This is a genomic window from Paracoccus sp. R12_2, from assembly GCF_017744015.1.
GTDB lineage: Bacteria > Pseudomonadota > Alphaproteobacteria > Rhodobacterales > Rhodobacteraceae > Paracoccus.
This window is the reverse complement of record NZ_JAGHRA010000001.1, coordinates 414,167-426,110: the sequence shown is the minus strand read 5'-3', so window position 1 is coordinate 426,110 and position 11,944 is coordinate 414,167. Positions and strand designations below refer to the sequence as shown.

Sequence of the window (11,944 nt, the reverse complement as noted above, 5' to 3'; positions counted from 1 at the left end):
CGGTCGGGGTCAGTCTGCCCCGACCGCACTGACCAGATCAGAGATACTGTCGATCTCTGCCGCCACCCCGTCGCGCATCGCCTCGGGGCCACGGAAGCGCAACATCAGACGGCCGCCGTTCAGACGCAACACACTCCATCCCAGCAATGAACCATCGGGACCGACCATCGCGCCGCTGTCGCGGGCATCTTCTGCGCTGCCGGTCAACCTGGCCCGCAAGGCTTCGAAGCCCGGACCCGCAGCGATCTTCGATTCCCATTGGTCGATGGCAGAGGCAAGCGTTTCAGCCTTGTCACCCCAAAGACTGCGATAGGCCTGATTGTGGATCAGCGCCTGGCCGTTCGGTGCAAAGACCACAAGCGCGTCTTCGATTCCGTCAAGCACATGCGCCCCAAGCAGCAATTCGGCGCGAAACTTGCGGGTCAGTGATACTTCCGAGGTGATGTCCTCGAACAGGAACGCCACCGCACCATCGGGATGCGGACGGCCAGTCACGCGATAGGTCTGTCCACCGGGCAGGGACCATGTCTCGGCATGGTGACCGGTGGCGGCGGCGCTTTCCAGTTTGGCCATCTGCTGACGCCAACTGCGGAAATCCTTGGGTTCGGGCACCATCCGCAATTCGCGCAGCTTGTCGAGCAGGTCGAACAGCGTCGGCCTTGCGGTCAGGAAACCGGTCGGCAGGCCGGTCAGGTCGATCAGCGCCGGGTTGAACAATTGCAGATTTCGTTGCCGGTCAAAGATCGCCAGGCCGATCGGAAGATCGGCAAATGTCTTGGTCAGGGTCTGAACGAATTCCCTCAGGCTGCGCTCTGCCCTCACCGCAGCATCGGCGGGAAGGGCAAACATCATCGTCTGATCGCCGATCCGGTGGCTGTGACAGTCATACCATGAGACGATGCCGTTATCGTCCAGCGCTGCGCGTCGCGTTGCCGTTCCCGCACCCGGCACCGGTTTGGGGGTGTCCAGCAGCCGAGGCAGCGGCCAGCCAAGTTCGCCATCGACCCGCGCCTCGGCGCGCCGCAGATACGCCGCGTTCGCCCAGGTCACCCGTTCGTCGGCGTCCTGGCGCCAGACCAGCATGGGGGTCTGGTCCAAAGCCCGCCGCAACAGGTCCAATTCCTCTTCCATGGCCTGTTGCGACATGGAATCGACAACGATCCCAGCATGATCCGCCTCGGGGTCGGTAACGGCGATCCGCAGCAGGGACTGACCAAGATCCTCGACCGTCAGGCGCAAGGCTGCGCTGCCGGTGCCGCGGGTGCCTTGGATGTCGATCCGCCCGGTCCGGCTGATCCTCTCCAGATCGCCGTCCAGATCGGGAAAGCGTGGACCGATCCATTGCTGCAGCTTGCCCCAGTCATCGTCGGGGCCAGCGACGCGGCTCAGCAGGGCGCGCGCAGGCGCCGTCGCATCGACCAGCCGGCGGTCGCGGAACAGGAATACCATCGGCTGCAATCGTGGTTCCAGCCGGTCCCCGCGCAAGCGGATCGCGGCACCGGCGCGGTGCCGGTCCCACAGACGCAGAAACCCGATCGCCGCCAGAACCGAAACGGTCCCGGCAGCAAGTGCCGTCAGCACCACGAACCAACCTTCGAACGCCACAGAATCCTGCCTCCGGTCATTTCGCCGACATTAGTCCGGTCAGCCTTAATGAAAGGTTAAGGCAATATCAGACCGACTGCATAGGATTGTCGCCAAGGGCACCGCGCTGATCCGCAATAATGCGCGACAGCGGCCAGCGCACCGTGACGACCGCGCCCGGGCCCCCATTGGCGAACCCAACACGCGCGCCCGAGCGTTCCAGAAGCGTCTTGGCGATGAACAGGCCCAGCCCCATCCCCTCGTAACCCTTGCGTTGCGCGCCACCACGGCGGCTGGTCAGATACGGATCACCGATGCGCTGCAACAGTGCGGGCGGATAGCCTGGCCCGTCATCGCGGATCGTCACGGTCAGATGGCTGCCGCTGATTTCGGCTTCGATCACCACCCGTGACTGGGCGAAGTCCACGGCGTTCTGGATCAGGTTACGCAGCGCGTGAATGATCGCGGGATCGCGCCGGATGCTTGGGCCTTCCGCGATGATCTGCAGCAGGGGACCACGCTCTGCATGGGGGGCGGCGGCATCTTCCAGCACGGCGCGCAAGGGTGCGGCATGCAGCAGCAGATCGTCCTTGCCGGCCTGACCCATGCTGCGCAGGATGCCGGCGCAGCGGTCGGCGGATTCGCGCAATGCCAAGGCATCGTCGCGCAGTTCCGGCCGGTCGCGCAACTCGTCGGCCAGTTCCCCTGCAATCAGCTTGATCGTTGCCAGCGGTGTTCCCATCTCGTGCGCGGCGGCGGCGACGACCCCGCCCAGATGTTGCAGCCGCTGTTCACGCGCAAGTGCCATCTGCGTGGCGAACAGCGCGTTCGATGTCGCCGCCACCTCGGCCGTCACCCGATGCGCGTAGCCCGCAAAGAACGCCACGCCGATGACCAGGGCGAACCAGTGACCCAGCGTCAGGATCGGCGCCAGCTTCAACTGATCGCCATGTGCATCATGCAGGGGAACCGCAAGCACCGCGACAAGCGAAATCATTACCATCGTCGCCGCGCCCATCGCGACCGTCTGCCGTGCATTCAGCGATGTCGCGGCGACCGTGACCGGCGCCAGGATCAACAGCGCGAAGGGGTTCGACATCCCGCCGGTCAATGCGATCAAGGCCGAAATCTGGACCAGATCGAAGGCAAGCTGCGCCACCGCACGGTGCGGCGATACGCGGCGTGGCGGATTCAGCCAAAGCCAGGTGTTGACCGCACAGGCCGCGGCAATCAGTGAAAGCACCGGCACCCGCGCGAACTCGAGGCCCATCGCCCAGGCCGCGATTACCGCCGAAAGCTGGCCGCCGATCGCCACCCAGCGCAGCAGAACCAGGGTCCGCATCCGGATCGGTTCGGCCCCGGCCGCCTTGTTGCCGGAGGGTTCGGGAGGGATCTGTCCGTTCGGCGCGCTCATCTGCGTCTCCCGCTGCGACATTGCGCGCCTTGATACCCGTCCGCGGATCGGCGATCAATGCGCGCAACGACCAACACCGAGGAAAGAGCCATGGCCGACCGCAAGCTGCTGATGATCGGAACCGCCGCCGCAGTCGCCGTCCTTGTCGCGGGTGGCGTTTACCTGTCGGCCGGGTCCGGCGGGGATCAGTTCGCCCAATGTCGCGCGGGCACCGTTGCGGGCGGGCTGGACAGTTTCGGAACCGATTTCACGCTGACCGCCGAGGACGGGCAGCGCGTCACCGCCGAACAGGTTTTCACCAAACCATCGCTTCTGTATTTCGGATATACGTTCTGCCCTGATGTCTGTCCGCTGGACAATGCCCGGAACGCCGAGGCGCAGGCAATTCTGGCCGAGCAGGGCGAGGATGTTCAGCTTGTCTTCGTGACCGTCGATCCCAAACGCGACACGCCCGAGGTTCTTGCCGATTTCACCGATCTGTTTTCGGACGACATGATCGGCCTGACCGGCAGCGATGAGGAAATCGCGGCAGTGAACAAGGGCTGGCGCAATTACTACAAGGTCAATGACGAAGAGGACGATGAGTATTATCTGGTCGATCACATGACCAATACCTACCTGGTCATGCCGGGCAATCGCACGGTCGAGTATTTTCCGCGCGATACTTCTCCGGCCGAGATGGCGGACAAGCTGGGTTGCTTCCTGGACGCGGCCGCCTGACCCGCATTCTCTTGCACTGACGTGTATTCCCGCCCAAACATGCCACGACAGGACGGCATGCGAGGAAATGTCATGGATGATCAATCTGACGGCCAGATCGGGCCGGACCCGTCTCTTTTGCTGGTGGATGACGACGAATTGTTCGTCACGCGGCTGGGACGCGCGATGGAAAAACGAGGTTTTCAGCCAAGGACCGCGCTGAGCGTGACGGATGCCCTGCGCCTGATCGGCGAGGCGGCACCTGCCTTCGCCGTGATCGACCTGCGGCTTGAGGATGGCAGCGGGCTGGACGTGGTCGAGGCCCTGCGCGAGGCCCGCGAGGACGCGCGGATCATCGTTCTGACCGGATACGGCGCCATCGCGACGGCCGTCGCTGCGGTCAAGATGGGGGCGACGGATTATCTGGCCAAGCCCGCCGACGCAGATGACGTAACGTCGGCATTGCTGGCATCCGGCGAATTGTTGCCGCCGCCGCCGGAAAACCCGATGTCCGCCGATCGCGTGAGATGGGAACATATTCAACGTGTTTACGAACAATGCGACCGGAATGTCAGTGAAACAGCGCGCCGTTTGCACATGCACAGACGCACACTTCAGCGAATTCTTGCCAAACGCGGGCCGAGATAGTTACGAAAATATTAGGTTGAAACTTTTCTTGGCTGATATAGTTCTCGAATTATCAAGACGAATTGGAACCCAAGAAATGAACGTAGACTTCGATAAGATGACGCTAAAGGAAATGCGGGATCTTCGCGCGAAACTTGATCGGGCGATCAATTCCTACGAGGATCGTAAGCGCCGCGAGGCTCTGGTTGCGATCGAGGAAGCTGCCCGCGAGCATGGCTTCAATCTGGCGGAACTGACCGGCGGAAAGCCGCGTCGTTCCGGAACCGTCCCGCCGAAATATGCCAATCCCGAAGACCCGACGATGACCTGGACCGGACGGGGGCGTAAGCCGCGCTGGGTTCAGGAAAATCTCGAAAAGGGAAAAGAGCTGGACGATTTGCTGATCTGATATGTCAGCAAGAAGGCCGTAGTAACGGCCTTCTTGCCAATAAGGCACAACCCTGAGTTTAGCTTTTGTCGATTGATCGGATCAAATTGTTGAAGCGTTCAAGAAACGCAGCGCGCACATCCGCAGGTGGGCGCAATGTAAGTGAAAGCTCGGACACGATCCCTGCGCTTTCCAGCGGGAAAAGCTTCTTCGCCTCTGTTTCTGTGAAGCCGGCGATCTGAACCGCTTCAAGTCTTGCCGAAATACGGTCTGCCTTCTTGATCTTCTTCTTGATGGCGACCGGCAGAGCAGCGGGCAGTCCAAAGCGTCTGTGGATCGCCGCCGTCAGTCTTTCGTCCATGGCGCCATATTCCTGTCCCAGCGCCGATTTGACCGGTGAAATCATGTCACCGATCACATATTCCGGCGCGTCGTGCAAAAGCGCGGCAAGCCGCCATGCCACGTCGCAGCCGGGGTTCATCTTCGCGAAGATGTCTTCGACCAGCATCGAGTGTTCGGCGACGGAATAGGGCCAGTCGCCCCGTGTCTGGCCGTTCCAGCGCGCGACGAAGGCAAGCCCGTGGGCGATGTCCTCGATCTCGATGTCGAAGGGGGTCGGGTCCAGCAGGTCAAGGCGTCGGCCCGACAGCATGCGCTGCCAGGCCCGCCGGGATCGCGGCGGCATGGGCGCCGCCGTCAGGACAGTTTCTGATCTGCGGGCGCGCCCTGCTGCGCCTGCGCCCGGCGCGCCAGTTCCTGACGATACAACGCGACGAAATCGACCGGATCCATGTTGAACGGGGGGAAACCACCGTCGCGGGTCAGGTCCGACACGATGCGCCGCACGAACGGGAACAGCATGCGCGGGCATTCGATCATCAGGAACGGATGCAACTGATCTTCCGGAACGCCGTCGATGTGGAAGACGCCGCCGTAATCCAGCTCGGCCAGGAACATGGTCTGCCCGTCGCTCTTGTTGGTCGATGTCACCCGATACTTCGAGATCACCTCGTACTGGTTTTCGGTCTGGCGCTTGCGGGCGTCCAGACTGACCTGAACGGTCATTTCGGGCTGCACGTCGCCCTGCGGCGCGCCCTTGGTCGCGACCGCGTTCTCGAATGACAGGTCGCGGATATACTGTGCAAGGATCTGCATGCGCACCTGAGGTTGCGCCTGCGCCTCGCCGTTCGGGGTGTTTTCGTCAGCCATGATCTTTCCTCGCAAGTTCGGACTTGCGACAGCTTCTATCAGGCGCGCATGGTGGCCTCAATGCCGCGTCCAGCCAGATCCGCCGCGCCGTCCCGGCGGATCATGCGGCAGCTCGGGCGGAAGATCCGGCGGCGTCTGTGGGCGGGCCGTGCGCGGATCATCCTCTTCGACCACATAATCGCCGTCGATGACGCCGTCGCCGTAGGGCGGGCGATGCGGCTCGGACCGCATCGATGCACTGTTCATCTCGAAGCGCGCAACCCGGACGCGCTTGGCGACCTGCCGCATGACCGCATCGCGCACGCCGGGTATCAGCAGCGACAGTCCCAGCGCATCGGTAAAGAACCCGGGTGTCAGCAGCAACATGCCCGCAATCAGGATCATCACGCCGTGGGCCAGCGGCCGGGTGGGATCGCGCATCTCGTTGAAGCTTTGCTGCACCTCGCCCCATGCATGCGCGCCCTGGCTGCGCATCAGGGTGGTTCCGATGATGGCGGTCAGGACCACGATCGCCAGCGTCGGCCACAGGCCGATCAGTCCGCCGACCTGAATGAAAAGCGCGATCTCGATGATCGGCACCGCGACGAACAGCCAGAAAAGCCACATGCGAAATCCCCTTCCCGACGGGCGCACAAACTGGACTTGCGCCGATCCGATCCCTACATAGTAACGCAGAGCGACGATACCAACCGATCTTACCAGAATTGAGGCCGTCTCCATGTCCAACCCGCTGATCCAGCTGCTTGTGCTGGCCGCGATCGCGATCTTCCTGATCCTGCGGCTTCGCAATGTGCTGGGCACACGCGATGGGTTCGAACCGTCACAGGTGGATGAGGACGCCCAACCCGCGCGCCGCCGCTTCGAGGTGATCGAGGGAACCGCCGACGAGCCCGATCACGATATTTTCGATCACGCCGAACCGGGCAGCCCGACCGCCGAGGCCTTGGCCGCGATGAAGGAGGTTGATCCGTCCTTCGGTGTGGCGGATTTCCTGAATGGCGCGAAATCCGCATACGAGATGATCCTGATGGCGTTCGAACGTGGCGATCTGTCCGAGGTGCGGCCGTTTCTGGCCGATCCTGTCGCGGATGCGTTCCAGTCGGTGATTGATGCCCGCAAGGCGCAGGGACAGACCGTCGAGGCGCAGTTCCTGGGATTGAGAGACACCGGGTTGGCAGGGGCCGAGTTCGATCATTCGACCGTGATCGCCGAGGTTTCGGTGCGGTTCGTGGGTGAGCTGATCGCGGCGACCAAGGATTCAGAAGGCAATGTCGTCGACGGCGATCCCAAGGCTGCCCGCAAGCAGCGGGACGTCTGGACCTTTGCGCGCGATATGGGCCAAGCCGACCCGAACTGGCAACTGGTCGCAACTGGCTGATGTCACGTCGTCGTCGGGGACTGACGCCAGAGGAAAAGGCGCTCTGGCATCGTGTTGCCGACACCGCGACGCCTCTTTCCGCGCGGATCAGACAGAAGGGCGGTGTCGCATCGGATGATGATCGCGACGACACCGCCGGCAAGGATCCCGTGCCACGGATCAAGCCGCAGACCGTATTTTCGCCAACGCCCCGTTTTCGGATCGGTCAGGCCGCTGGGGCGTCCGGGCCGGAGCACAGCCGCGTGCCCAGCCCTGCGGAACGGCTTGCCGCCGCCCCGTTGCGCATGGATCACAAGGTGCACAAGCGCATGTCGCGCGGCAAGATCCGGCCAGAGGCGCGACTGGACCTGCATGGCATGACGCTTGCAGCCGCGCATCCGCACCTGATCCACTTCATATTGTCCGCGCATGCGCAGGGACACAGGCTGGTTCTGGTGATCACGGGAAAGGGCAGGGGCGATCATGGTCCGCTGCCCACTCGCCCCGGCGCCTTGCGGCATCAGGTGCCGCACTGGTTGCATACCGCACCGCTGTCCCCGGTCGTTCAACAGGTCACCCCCGCGCATTACCGGCACGGGGGTGAGGGAGCATACTACGTCTATCTCAGGCGGCCCGCCGGCTGATCAGGCAGAGTAATTCGCCTTCGGGCCCGCGAAATACCAGATGATCAGGCCAATGACCGGCAGGATGGCGATCAGTGCGATCCAGAGGATCTTGGTGCCCGTGCTTGCGTTCGTGTTGATGACCTGGGCGATCGCCCAGATGTCCAGAACGAAGATGATGATCCCGAAGATATATTCCATGGCGGCTTTCCTTGCTGATCCGACAAGGCCAACACCGGATCGCGGGAACGGGTTCCGTTACAGGACGTAACGCGACAGATCCGCCGACCGTGCCAGATCGCCCAGGTGCCGTTCGACATAGGCGGCATCGACGCTGACGCTGTCGCCGCTCTGATCCGGTGCGGTGAAGGACAGTTCCTCGAAAACGCGCTCGATCACCGTATAAAGACGTCTTGCGCCGATATTCTCGACGGCACCGTTCACCTCGGCCGCAATCCTTGCCAGCGCCGCGATCCCGTCGTCGGTAAAGCTGACGGTCACGCCCTCGGTCGCCATCAGGGCAGTGTATTGTCGAGTCAGGGCATTGTCGGTCTCGGTCAGAATGCGGATGAAATCCTGCTCGGTCAGGGCCCGCAGTTCGACCCGGATCGGCAGTCGGCCCTGCAATTCGGGCAGCAGATCGCTGGGTTTCGCGACATGGAATGCGCCCGAGGCGATGAACAGGATATGGTCGGTCTTGACCGGGCCGTATTTGGTGCTGACCGTCGTGCCCTCGATCAGGGGCAACAGGTCGCGCTGCACGCCTTCGCGGCTGACATCGCCGCCGCGCGCATCGGACCGGGCGCTGACCTTGTCGATCTCGTCGATGAAGACGATGCCGTTCTCCTGCACCGATTCCAGCGCGGCGGCCTTGACCACCTCGTCGTCCAGAAGCTTGTCGGCCTCTTCCGCGATCAGCAGGTCATAGCTTTCCGCGACAGTCACCTTGCGCCGCACACGTCGCCCGCCGAACGCCTTCATCAGCCCCGAAAGATCCATCATGCCGCCCAGCGATTGACCCGGCTGGCCCGGCATCTCCATTCCTCCAAGCGGGTTTGAATTGTCCTGCAGTTCCAGCTCGATCACCGTATCGTCCAGCTCGCCCCGCTTCAGCTTGTCGCGGAACATCTGCCGGGTGCCGTCTCGGGCGCCCTCACCGGCCAGTGCCTCGATCACCCGCTCTTCCGCGGAATGATGCGCCTTGGCCTTCACCTCGTCGCGCATCCGCTCGCGCGTATCGACGATGGCGGTGTCGGCCAGATCGCGGATGATCTGTTCGACGTCTCGCCCGACATAGCCCACCTCGGTGAACTTCGTGGCCTCGACCTTGATGAAGGGCGCATTGGCAAGCTTGGCCAGCCGCCGGCTGATCTCGGTCTTGCCGACGCCGGTCGGCCCGATCATCAGGATGTTCTTGGGGTAGATCTCGTCGCGCAGATCGTCGCCCAACTGCTTGCGGCGCCAGCGATTGCGCAGCGCGACGGAAACCGCCCGCTTGGCCTCTTTCTGCCCGATGATGAAACGGTCCAGTTCGGACACGATCTCGCGCGGTGTCAAATCGCTCATGCTCTTCGCCTCACTGGCTTCTTCTTTGCAAAAATATCCCGGGGGAGTCGCCGGAGCGGCGACGGGGCAGCGCCCCTCAGCCTTCCAGGATCTCGACCGTCAGGTTTCCGTTGGTATAGACACAGATATCGGCGGCAATGGCCATCGCCCTGCGTGCCACCTGCTCGGCGTCCAAGTCGGTTTCCAGCAGGCCGCGCGCGGCGGCCAGTGCGAAATTGCCGCCCGATCCGATCGCGGCCACGTCGTGTTCGGGTTCCAGCACGTCGCCCGCCCCGGTCACCACAAAGATCTGGTCGCCGTCGGTGACCAGCAGCATGGCTTCCAGATTGCGCAGATACTTGTCGGTGCGCCAGTCCTTGGCCAGTTCGACACAGGCGCGCTGCAACTGTCCCGGGGCGCCTTCCAGCTTCTTTTCAAGCCGTTCCAGCAGGGTGAAGGCATCGGCGGTGGACCCCGCGAAGCCGGTCACGACATCGCGCCCGCCGGGCTGCAGGCGACGGACCTTGCGCGCGGTACCCTTCATCACGGTCTGCCCGACGCTGACCTGACCATCGCCCGCGATCACCACCTTGCCGCCGCGCCGCACCGCAAGGATCGTGGTGCCGTGCCAGCCGGGAAACTTGTCGTCCGCCATCAAAGGGCCTCCGTCGTCTCGTTTCGGGTCAGATATGGGCGCAAGCGTCCCAGCGCAAGAAGTTGCGCCCGATCCGGGCCGGTTCTAGCCTGCCGGAATGAGCCAGTCCCGGTTCCTGCGCATCTATCTGCATCCGCCGGTCCTGCACACCGCGCGGGCCGAAAAGCTGGGCTTTCTCAACAGGATGCAGGGATTGCTGACCGCGCGCGGCTGGCAGGTTGAAATCTGCTGGTCGGGCAAGCGTGCGCGCGCCGAGGCGCCGGATGTTCCAGGTTATGCGCTGTATCACATGGAGAAGCCGACCCATGATCGGGCGCTGACCTTCCGGCTGGCCTATCACTATCCATTCTGGCGGCTGGAGCCCGTGGCGGAACGCTGGCGCTGGCCGGTCGCGCAAGCCGAATTCTGCCCTGCGGCCGATCCGCCTGCCGCGCGCGCCTTTGCCGACCGTCTGTGCCGCCGCGTGCTGCCCGGACCCGAACCGCGATCTGGGGATCATGTGCTGATCCCGCTGCAGGGCCGCATTCGGCAGCACCGGTCCTTTCAGACGGTCAGTCCGGTCGCGATGGTCGATGCGGTGGCCCGGACGGGACGTCCCTGCGTCGCAACGCTGCATCCCAAGGAACATTATGACGACGCCGACCGCGCCGCGCTTGCGGATCTGGCGCGGCGACACCCGAACCTGGCGATCGGCGGCGACACGATGGCACTTCTGCGCGATTGCGCCTTTGTCGCCACCCAGAACAGCGCCGTTGCGTTCGACGGCTATATTCTGGGCAAACCGGCGGTGCTTTTCGCGCAGGTCGATTTTCATCACATCGCGCTGAACGTCGCCGAACTCGGCACGGATCGGGCGCTGGCGGATGCGCCCGGCCATCGGCCGGATTTCGCCGGATATCTGCACTGGTTCCTTCGCGAACAAAGCATGGATATGATGGCGGCGGACGCCGATGAGCGCCTGCTGGCCGCGATGCGGCGGGGTGGCTGGCCGGTCTAGGCGAGATCGGAAAGGTTGGACAATGACGGATGGGCGGGTTCCGATGCGCGTGTCGCGCAAGGATTGGGCCAGTGGGAATGAGGCGTGGCGCGGCCATGTCGAAGGCGCGGAGTTGGGCACCGATGTGACGGTGCTGTTCTACCAGACAGACACGCCGGGCAAGGGACCGGCATGGCATGTCCACCCCTATGACGAGGTATTCATCGTTCGTCAGGGCCGGGCGCTGTTCACGATCGGGGCGCAGAAGATCGAGGCGGTCGCAGGTGATGTCCTGTTCGGGCCGCGCGACATGCCGCACAAGTTCCACAATCTGGGTCCGGGACGGCTGGAAACGACGGATATCCACCTGTCGCCGCGCTGGATCCAGACCGATCTTCCGGACCCGGAAACAGAGCCTGACTGACAGCCGGACATGAAAACGCCGCCCGGGCGCAGGGGCCGGGGCGGCGACGCAGGAAGGTCAGGCGATCAGACGGATTCGTCGATCCAGCTTTTCAGCGCGGCCTTGGGCGCGGCGCCCATCCGGTTCGACACCACCTCGCCATCCTTGAACATGAACAGCGCCGGGATGCCGCGCACGCCAAGGGCGGCGGCCTGTTCGGGGTTCTCGTCCACGTTGACCTTCACGATCTTCAGCTTGCCGGCATATTCGTCTGACAGCTCTTCCAGAGCCGGGCCGATCTGCTTGCAGGGGCCACACCATTCGGCCCAGAAATCGACGATCACCGGGGTTTCGGCCTGACGCACTTCGGCGTCGAATTCGCTGTCATTGACGTGCACGGTAGCCATGCTGATCTCTCCTTGGAAGGCGGGGCCGGGCGTTCCGGCGTGGCGGGATGGAATACA

The 11,944-nt window shown here is 63.5% G+C and carries 16 protein-coding genes; 7 read left to right on the top strand and 9 right to left on the bottom strand.

The features are described from left to right. Positions 1 to 9: 9 nt before the first annotated feature. Together J7359_RS01980 and J7359_RS01975 are read right to left on the bottom strand one after the other, a co-directional pair. Positions 10 to 1,605, bottom strand: a complete 1,596-nt coding sequence (locus J7359_RS01980; RefSeq protein ID WP_209054834.1) for a PAS-domain containing protein — start codon at positions 1,603 to 1,605, stop codon at positions 10 to 12. A gap of 67 nt (positions 1,606 to 1,672) precedes the next feature. After that, positions 1,673 to 2,998 carry an ActS/PrrB/RegB family redox-sensitive histidine kinase gene (locus tag J7359_RS01975; protein WP_209054833.1) on the bottom strand — a complete coding sequence of 442 codons (1,326 nt, stop codon included), beginning with the start codon at positions 2,996 to 2,998 and terminating at the stop codon, positions 1,673 to 1,675. Positions 2,999 to 3,088: 90 nt separating this feature from the next. Here J7359_RS01975 and J7359_RS01970 point away from each other — a divergent pair, with 90 nt between their 5' ends. The 3 genes from J7359_RS01970 to J7359_RS01960 all read left to right on the top strand — a co-directional run bounded on the left by J7359_RS01970 (position 3,089) and on the right by J7359_RS01960 (position 4,733). After that, on the top strand, positions 3,089 to 3,718 hold the full coding sequence (locus J7359_RS01970; RefSeq protein WP_209054832.1) for an SCO family protein: 630 nt from the start codon (positions 3,089 to 3,091) through the stop codon (positions 3,716 to 3,718). Positions 3,719 to 3,790: 72 nt separating this feature from the next. Next, positions 3,791 to 4,345, top strand: coding sequence for an ActR/PrrA/RegA family redox response regulator transcription factor (locus J7359_RS01965; RefSeq protein ID WP_209054831.1), 555 nt, complete (start codon positions 3,791 to 3,793; stop codon positions 4,343 to 4,345). 28 nt (positions 4,346 to 4,373) lie between these two features. After that, complete coding sequence (locus J7359_RS01960) at positions 4,374 to 4,733, top strand: H-NS histone family protein (protein ID WP_247740106.1); 360 nt, start codon at positions 4,374 to 4,376, stop codon at positions 4,731 to 4,733. A gap of 58 nt (positions 4,734 to 4,791) precedes the next feature. On the opposite strand, the gene J7359_RS01955 is transcribed toward J7359_RS01960, so the two are convergent. From J7359_RS01955 to J7359_RS01945, 3 genes are read right to left on the bottom strand one after another with little or no spacing between them, the layout of a single operon-like run. Beyond that, the gene (locus tag J7359_RS01955; RefSeq protein WP_209054830.1) at positions 4,792 to 5,397 is read right to left on the bottom strand and encodes an HD family hydrolase; all 606 of its coding nucleotides are present in this window, start codon (positions 5,395 to 5,397) and stop codon (positions 4,792 to 4,794) included. Between the two features lie 11 nt (positions 5,398 to 5,408). Continuing rightward, on the bottom strand, positions 5,409 to 5,921 hold the full coding sequence (gene secB / locus J7359_RS01950; RefSeq protein ID WP_209054829.1) for a protein-export chaperone SecB: 513 nt from the start codon (positions 5,919 to 5,921) through the stop codon (positions 5,409 to 5,411). Positions 5,922 to 5,978: 57 nt separating this feature from the next. Next, entirely contained in the window at positions 5,979 to 6,527 is a 549-nt protein-coding gene (locus tag J7359_RS01945; RefSeq protein ID WP_209054828.1) for an FxsA family protein, read from the bottom strand. A gap of 112 nt (positions 6,528 to 6,639) precedes the next feature. Between J7359_RS01945 and J7359_RS01940 the strand changes: the two genes are divergently transcribed. Both J7359_RS01940 and J7359_RS01935 read left to right on the top strand, forming a co-directional pair. After that, the gene (locus tag J7359_RS01940) at positions 6,640 to 7,299 is read left to right on the top strand and encodes a Tim44/TimA family putative adaptor protein (RefSeq protein WP_209054827.1); all 660 of its coding nucleotides are present in this window, start codon (positions 6,640 to 6,642) and stop codon (positions 7,297 to 7,299) included. Beyond that, positions 7,299 to 7,922: a Smr/MutS family protein gene (locus J7359_RS01935; RefSeq protein WP_209054826.1), complete on the top strand. Its 624-nt coding sequence runs from the start codon at positions 7,299 to 7,301 to the stop codon at positions 7,920 to 7,922. Before J7359_RS01940 ends, J7359_RS01935 begins: the two co-directional genes overlap by 1 nt. On the opposite strand, the gene J7359_RS01930 is transcribed toward J7359_RS01935, so the two are convergent. The 3 genes from J7359_RS01930 to hslV form a co-directional block, all read right to left on the bottom strand. Then, positions 7,923 to 8,102 carry a PLD nuclease N-terminal domain-containing protein gene (locus tag J7359_RS01930; protein ID WP_209054825.1) on the bottom strand — a complete coding sequence of 60 codons (180 nt, stop codon included), beginning with the start codon at positions 8,100 to 8,102 and terminating at the stop codon, positions 7,923 to 7,925. Positions 8,103 to 8,159: 57 nt separating this feature from the next. After that, a complete protein-coding gene (gene hslU, locus J7359_RS01925) occupies positions 8,160 to 9,467 on the bottom strand; it encodes an ATP-dependent protease ATPase subunit HslU (protein ID WP_209054824.1) in 1,308 nt (435 codons plus the stop codon). A 76-nt stretch (positions 9,468 to 9,543) separates the two neighbouring features. Further along, positions 9,544 to 10,101, bottom strand: a complete 558-nt coding sequence (gene hslV, locus J7359_RS01920) for an ATP-dependent protease subunit HslV (protein WP_209054823.1) — start codon at positions 10,099 to 10,101, stop codon at positions 9,544 to 9,546. A 97-nt stretch (positions 10,102 to 10,198) separates the two neighbouring features. On the opposite strand from hslV, the gene J7359_RS01915 reads away from it, so the two are divergent. Continuing rightward, positions 10,199 to 11,098 (top strand): hypothetical protein, encoded by a 900-nt coding sequence (locus tag J7359_RS01915; protein WP_209054822.1) that lies wholly within the window; start codon positions 10,199 to 10,201, stop codon positions 11,096 to 11,098. A gap of 22 nt (positions 11,099 to 11,120) precedes the next feature. Further along, positions 11,121 to 11,501 carry a cupin domain-containing protein gene (locus J7359_RS01910; protein ID WP_209054821.1) on the top strand — a complete coding sequence of 127 codons (381 nt, stop codon included), beginning with the start codon at positions 11,121 to 11,123 and terminating at the stop codon, positions 11,499 to 11,501. A gap of 65 nt (positions 11,502 to 11,566) precedes the next feature. Here the strand turns inward: J7359_RS01910 and trxA are convergent, their stop codons facing one another. Further along, a complete protein-coding gene (gene trxA, locus J7359_RS01905; RefSeq protein WP_348524322.1) occupies positions 11,567 to 11,941 on the bottom strand; it encodes a thioredoxin in 375 nt (124 codons plus the stop codon). Positions 11,942 to 11,944 lie beyond the last annotated feature (3 nt).

Excerpts from the sequence above, each read along its gene's own strand:
- J7359_RS01955 (WP_209054830.1), bottom strand. The coding sequence starts at position 5,397 with ATGCCGCCGCGATCCCGGCGGGCCTGGCAGCGCATGCTGTCGGGCCGA.
- J7359_RS01910 (WP_209054821.1), top strand. The coding sequence starts at position 11,121 with ATGACGGATGGGCGGGTTCCGATGCGCGTGTCGCGCAAGGATTGGGCC.
- secB (WP_209054829.1), bottom strand. The coding sequence starts at position 5,921 with ATGGCTGACGAAAACACCCCGAACGGCGAGGCGCAGGCGCAACCTCAG.
- J7359_RS01965 (WP_209054831.1), top strand. The coding sequence starts at position 3,791 with ATGGATGATCAATCTGACGGCCAGATCGGGCCGGACCCGTCTCTTTTG.
- J7359_RS01935 (WP_209054826.1), top strand. The coding sequence starts at position 7,299 with ATGTCACGTCGTCGTCGGGGACTGACGCCAGAGGAAAAGGCGCTCTGG.
- J7359_RS01915 (WP_209054822.1), top strand. The coding sequence starts at position 10,199 with ATGAGCCAGTCCCGGTTCCTGCGCATCTATCTGCATCCGCCGGTCCTG.
- hslU (WP_209054824.1), bottom strand. The coding sequence starts at position 9,467 with ATGAGCGATTTGACACCGCGCGAGATCGTGTCCGAACTGGACCGTTTC.
- hslV (WP_209054823.1), bottom strand. The coding sequence starts at position 10,101 with ATGGCGGACGACAAGTTTCCCGGCTGGCACGGCACCACGATCCTTGCG.
- J7359_RS01945 (WP_209054828.1), bottom strand. The coding sequence starts at position 6,527 with ATGTGGCTTTTCTGGCTGTTCGTCGCGGTGCCGATCATCGAGATCGCG.
- J7359_RS01930 (WP_209054825.1), bottom strand. The coding sequence starts at position 8,102 with ATGGAATATATCTTCGGGATCATCATCTTCGTTCTGGACATCTGGGCG.
- J7359_RS01975 (WP_209054833.1), bottom strand. The coding sequence starts at position 2,998 with ATGAGCGCGCCGAACGGACAGATCCCTCCCGAACCCTCCGGCAACAAG.
- J7359_RS01970 (WP_209054832.1), top strand. The coding sequence starts at position 3,089 with ATGGCCGACCGCAAGCTGCTGATGATCGGAACCGCCGCCGCAGTCGCC.
- J7359_RS01940 (WP_209054827.1), top strand. The coding sequence starts at position 6,640 with ATGTCCAACCCGCTGATCCAGCTGCTTGTGCTGGCCGCGATCGCGATC.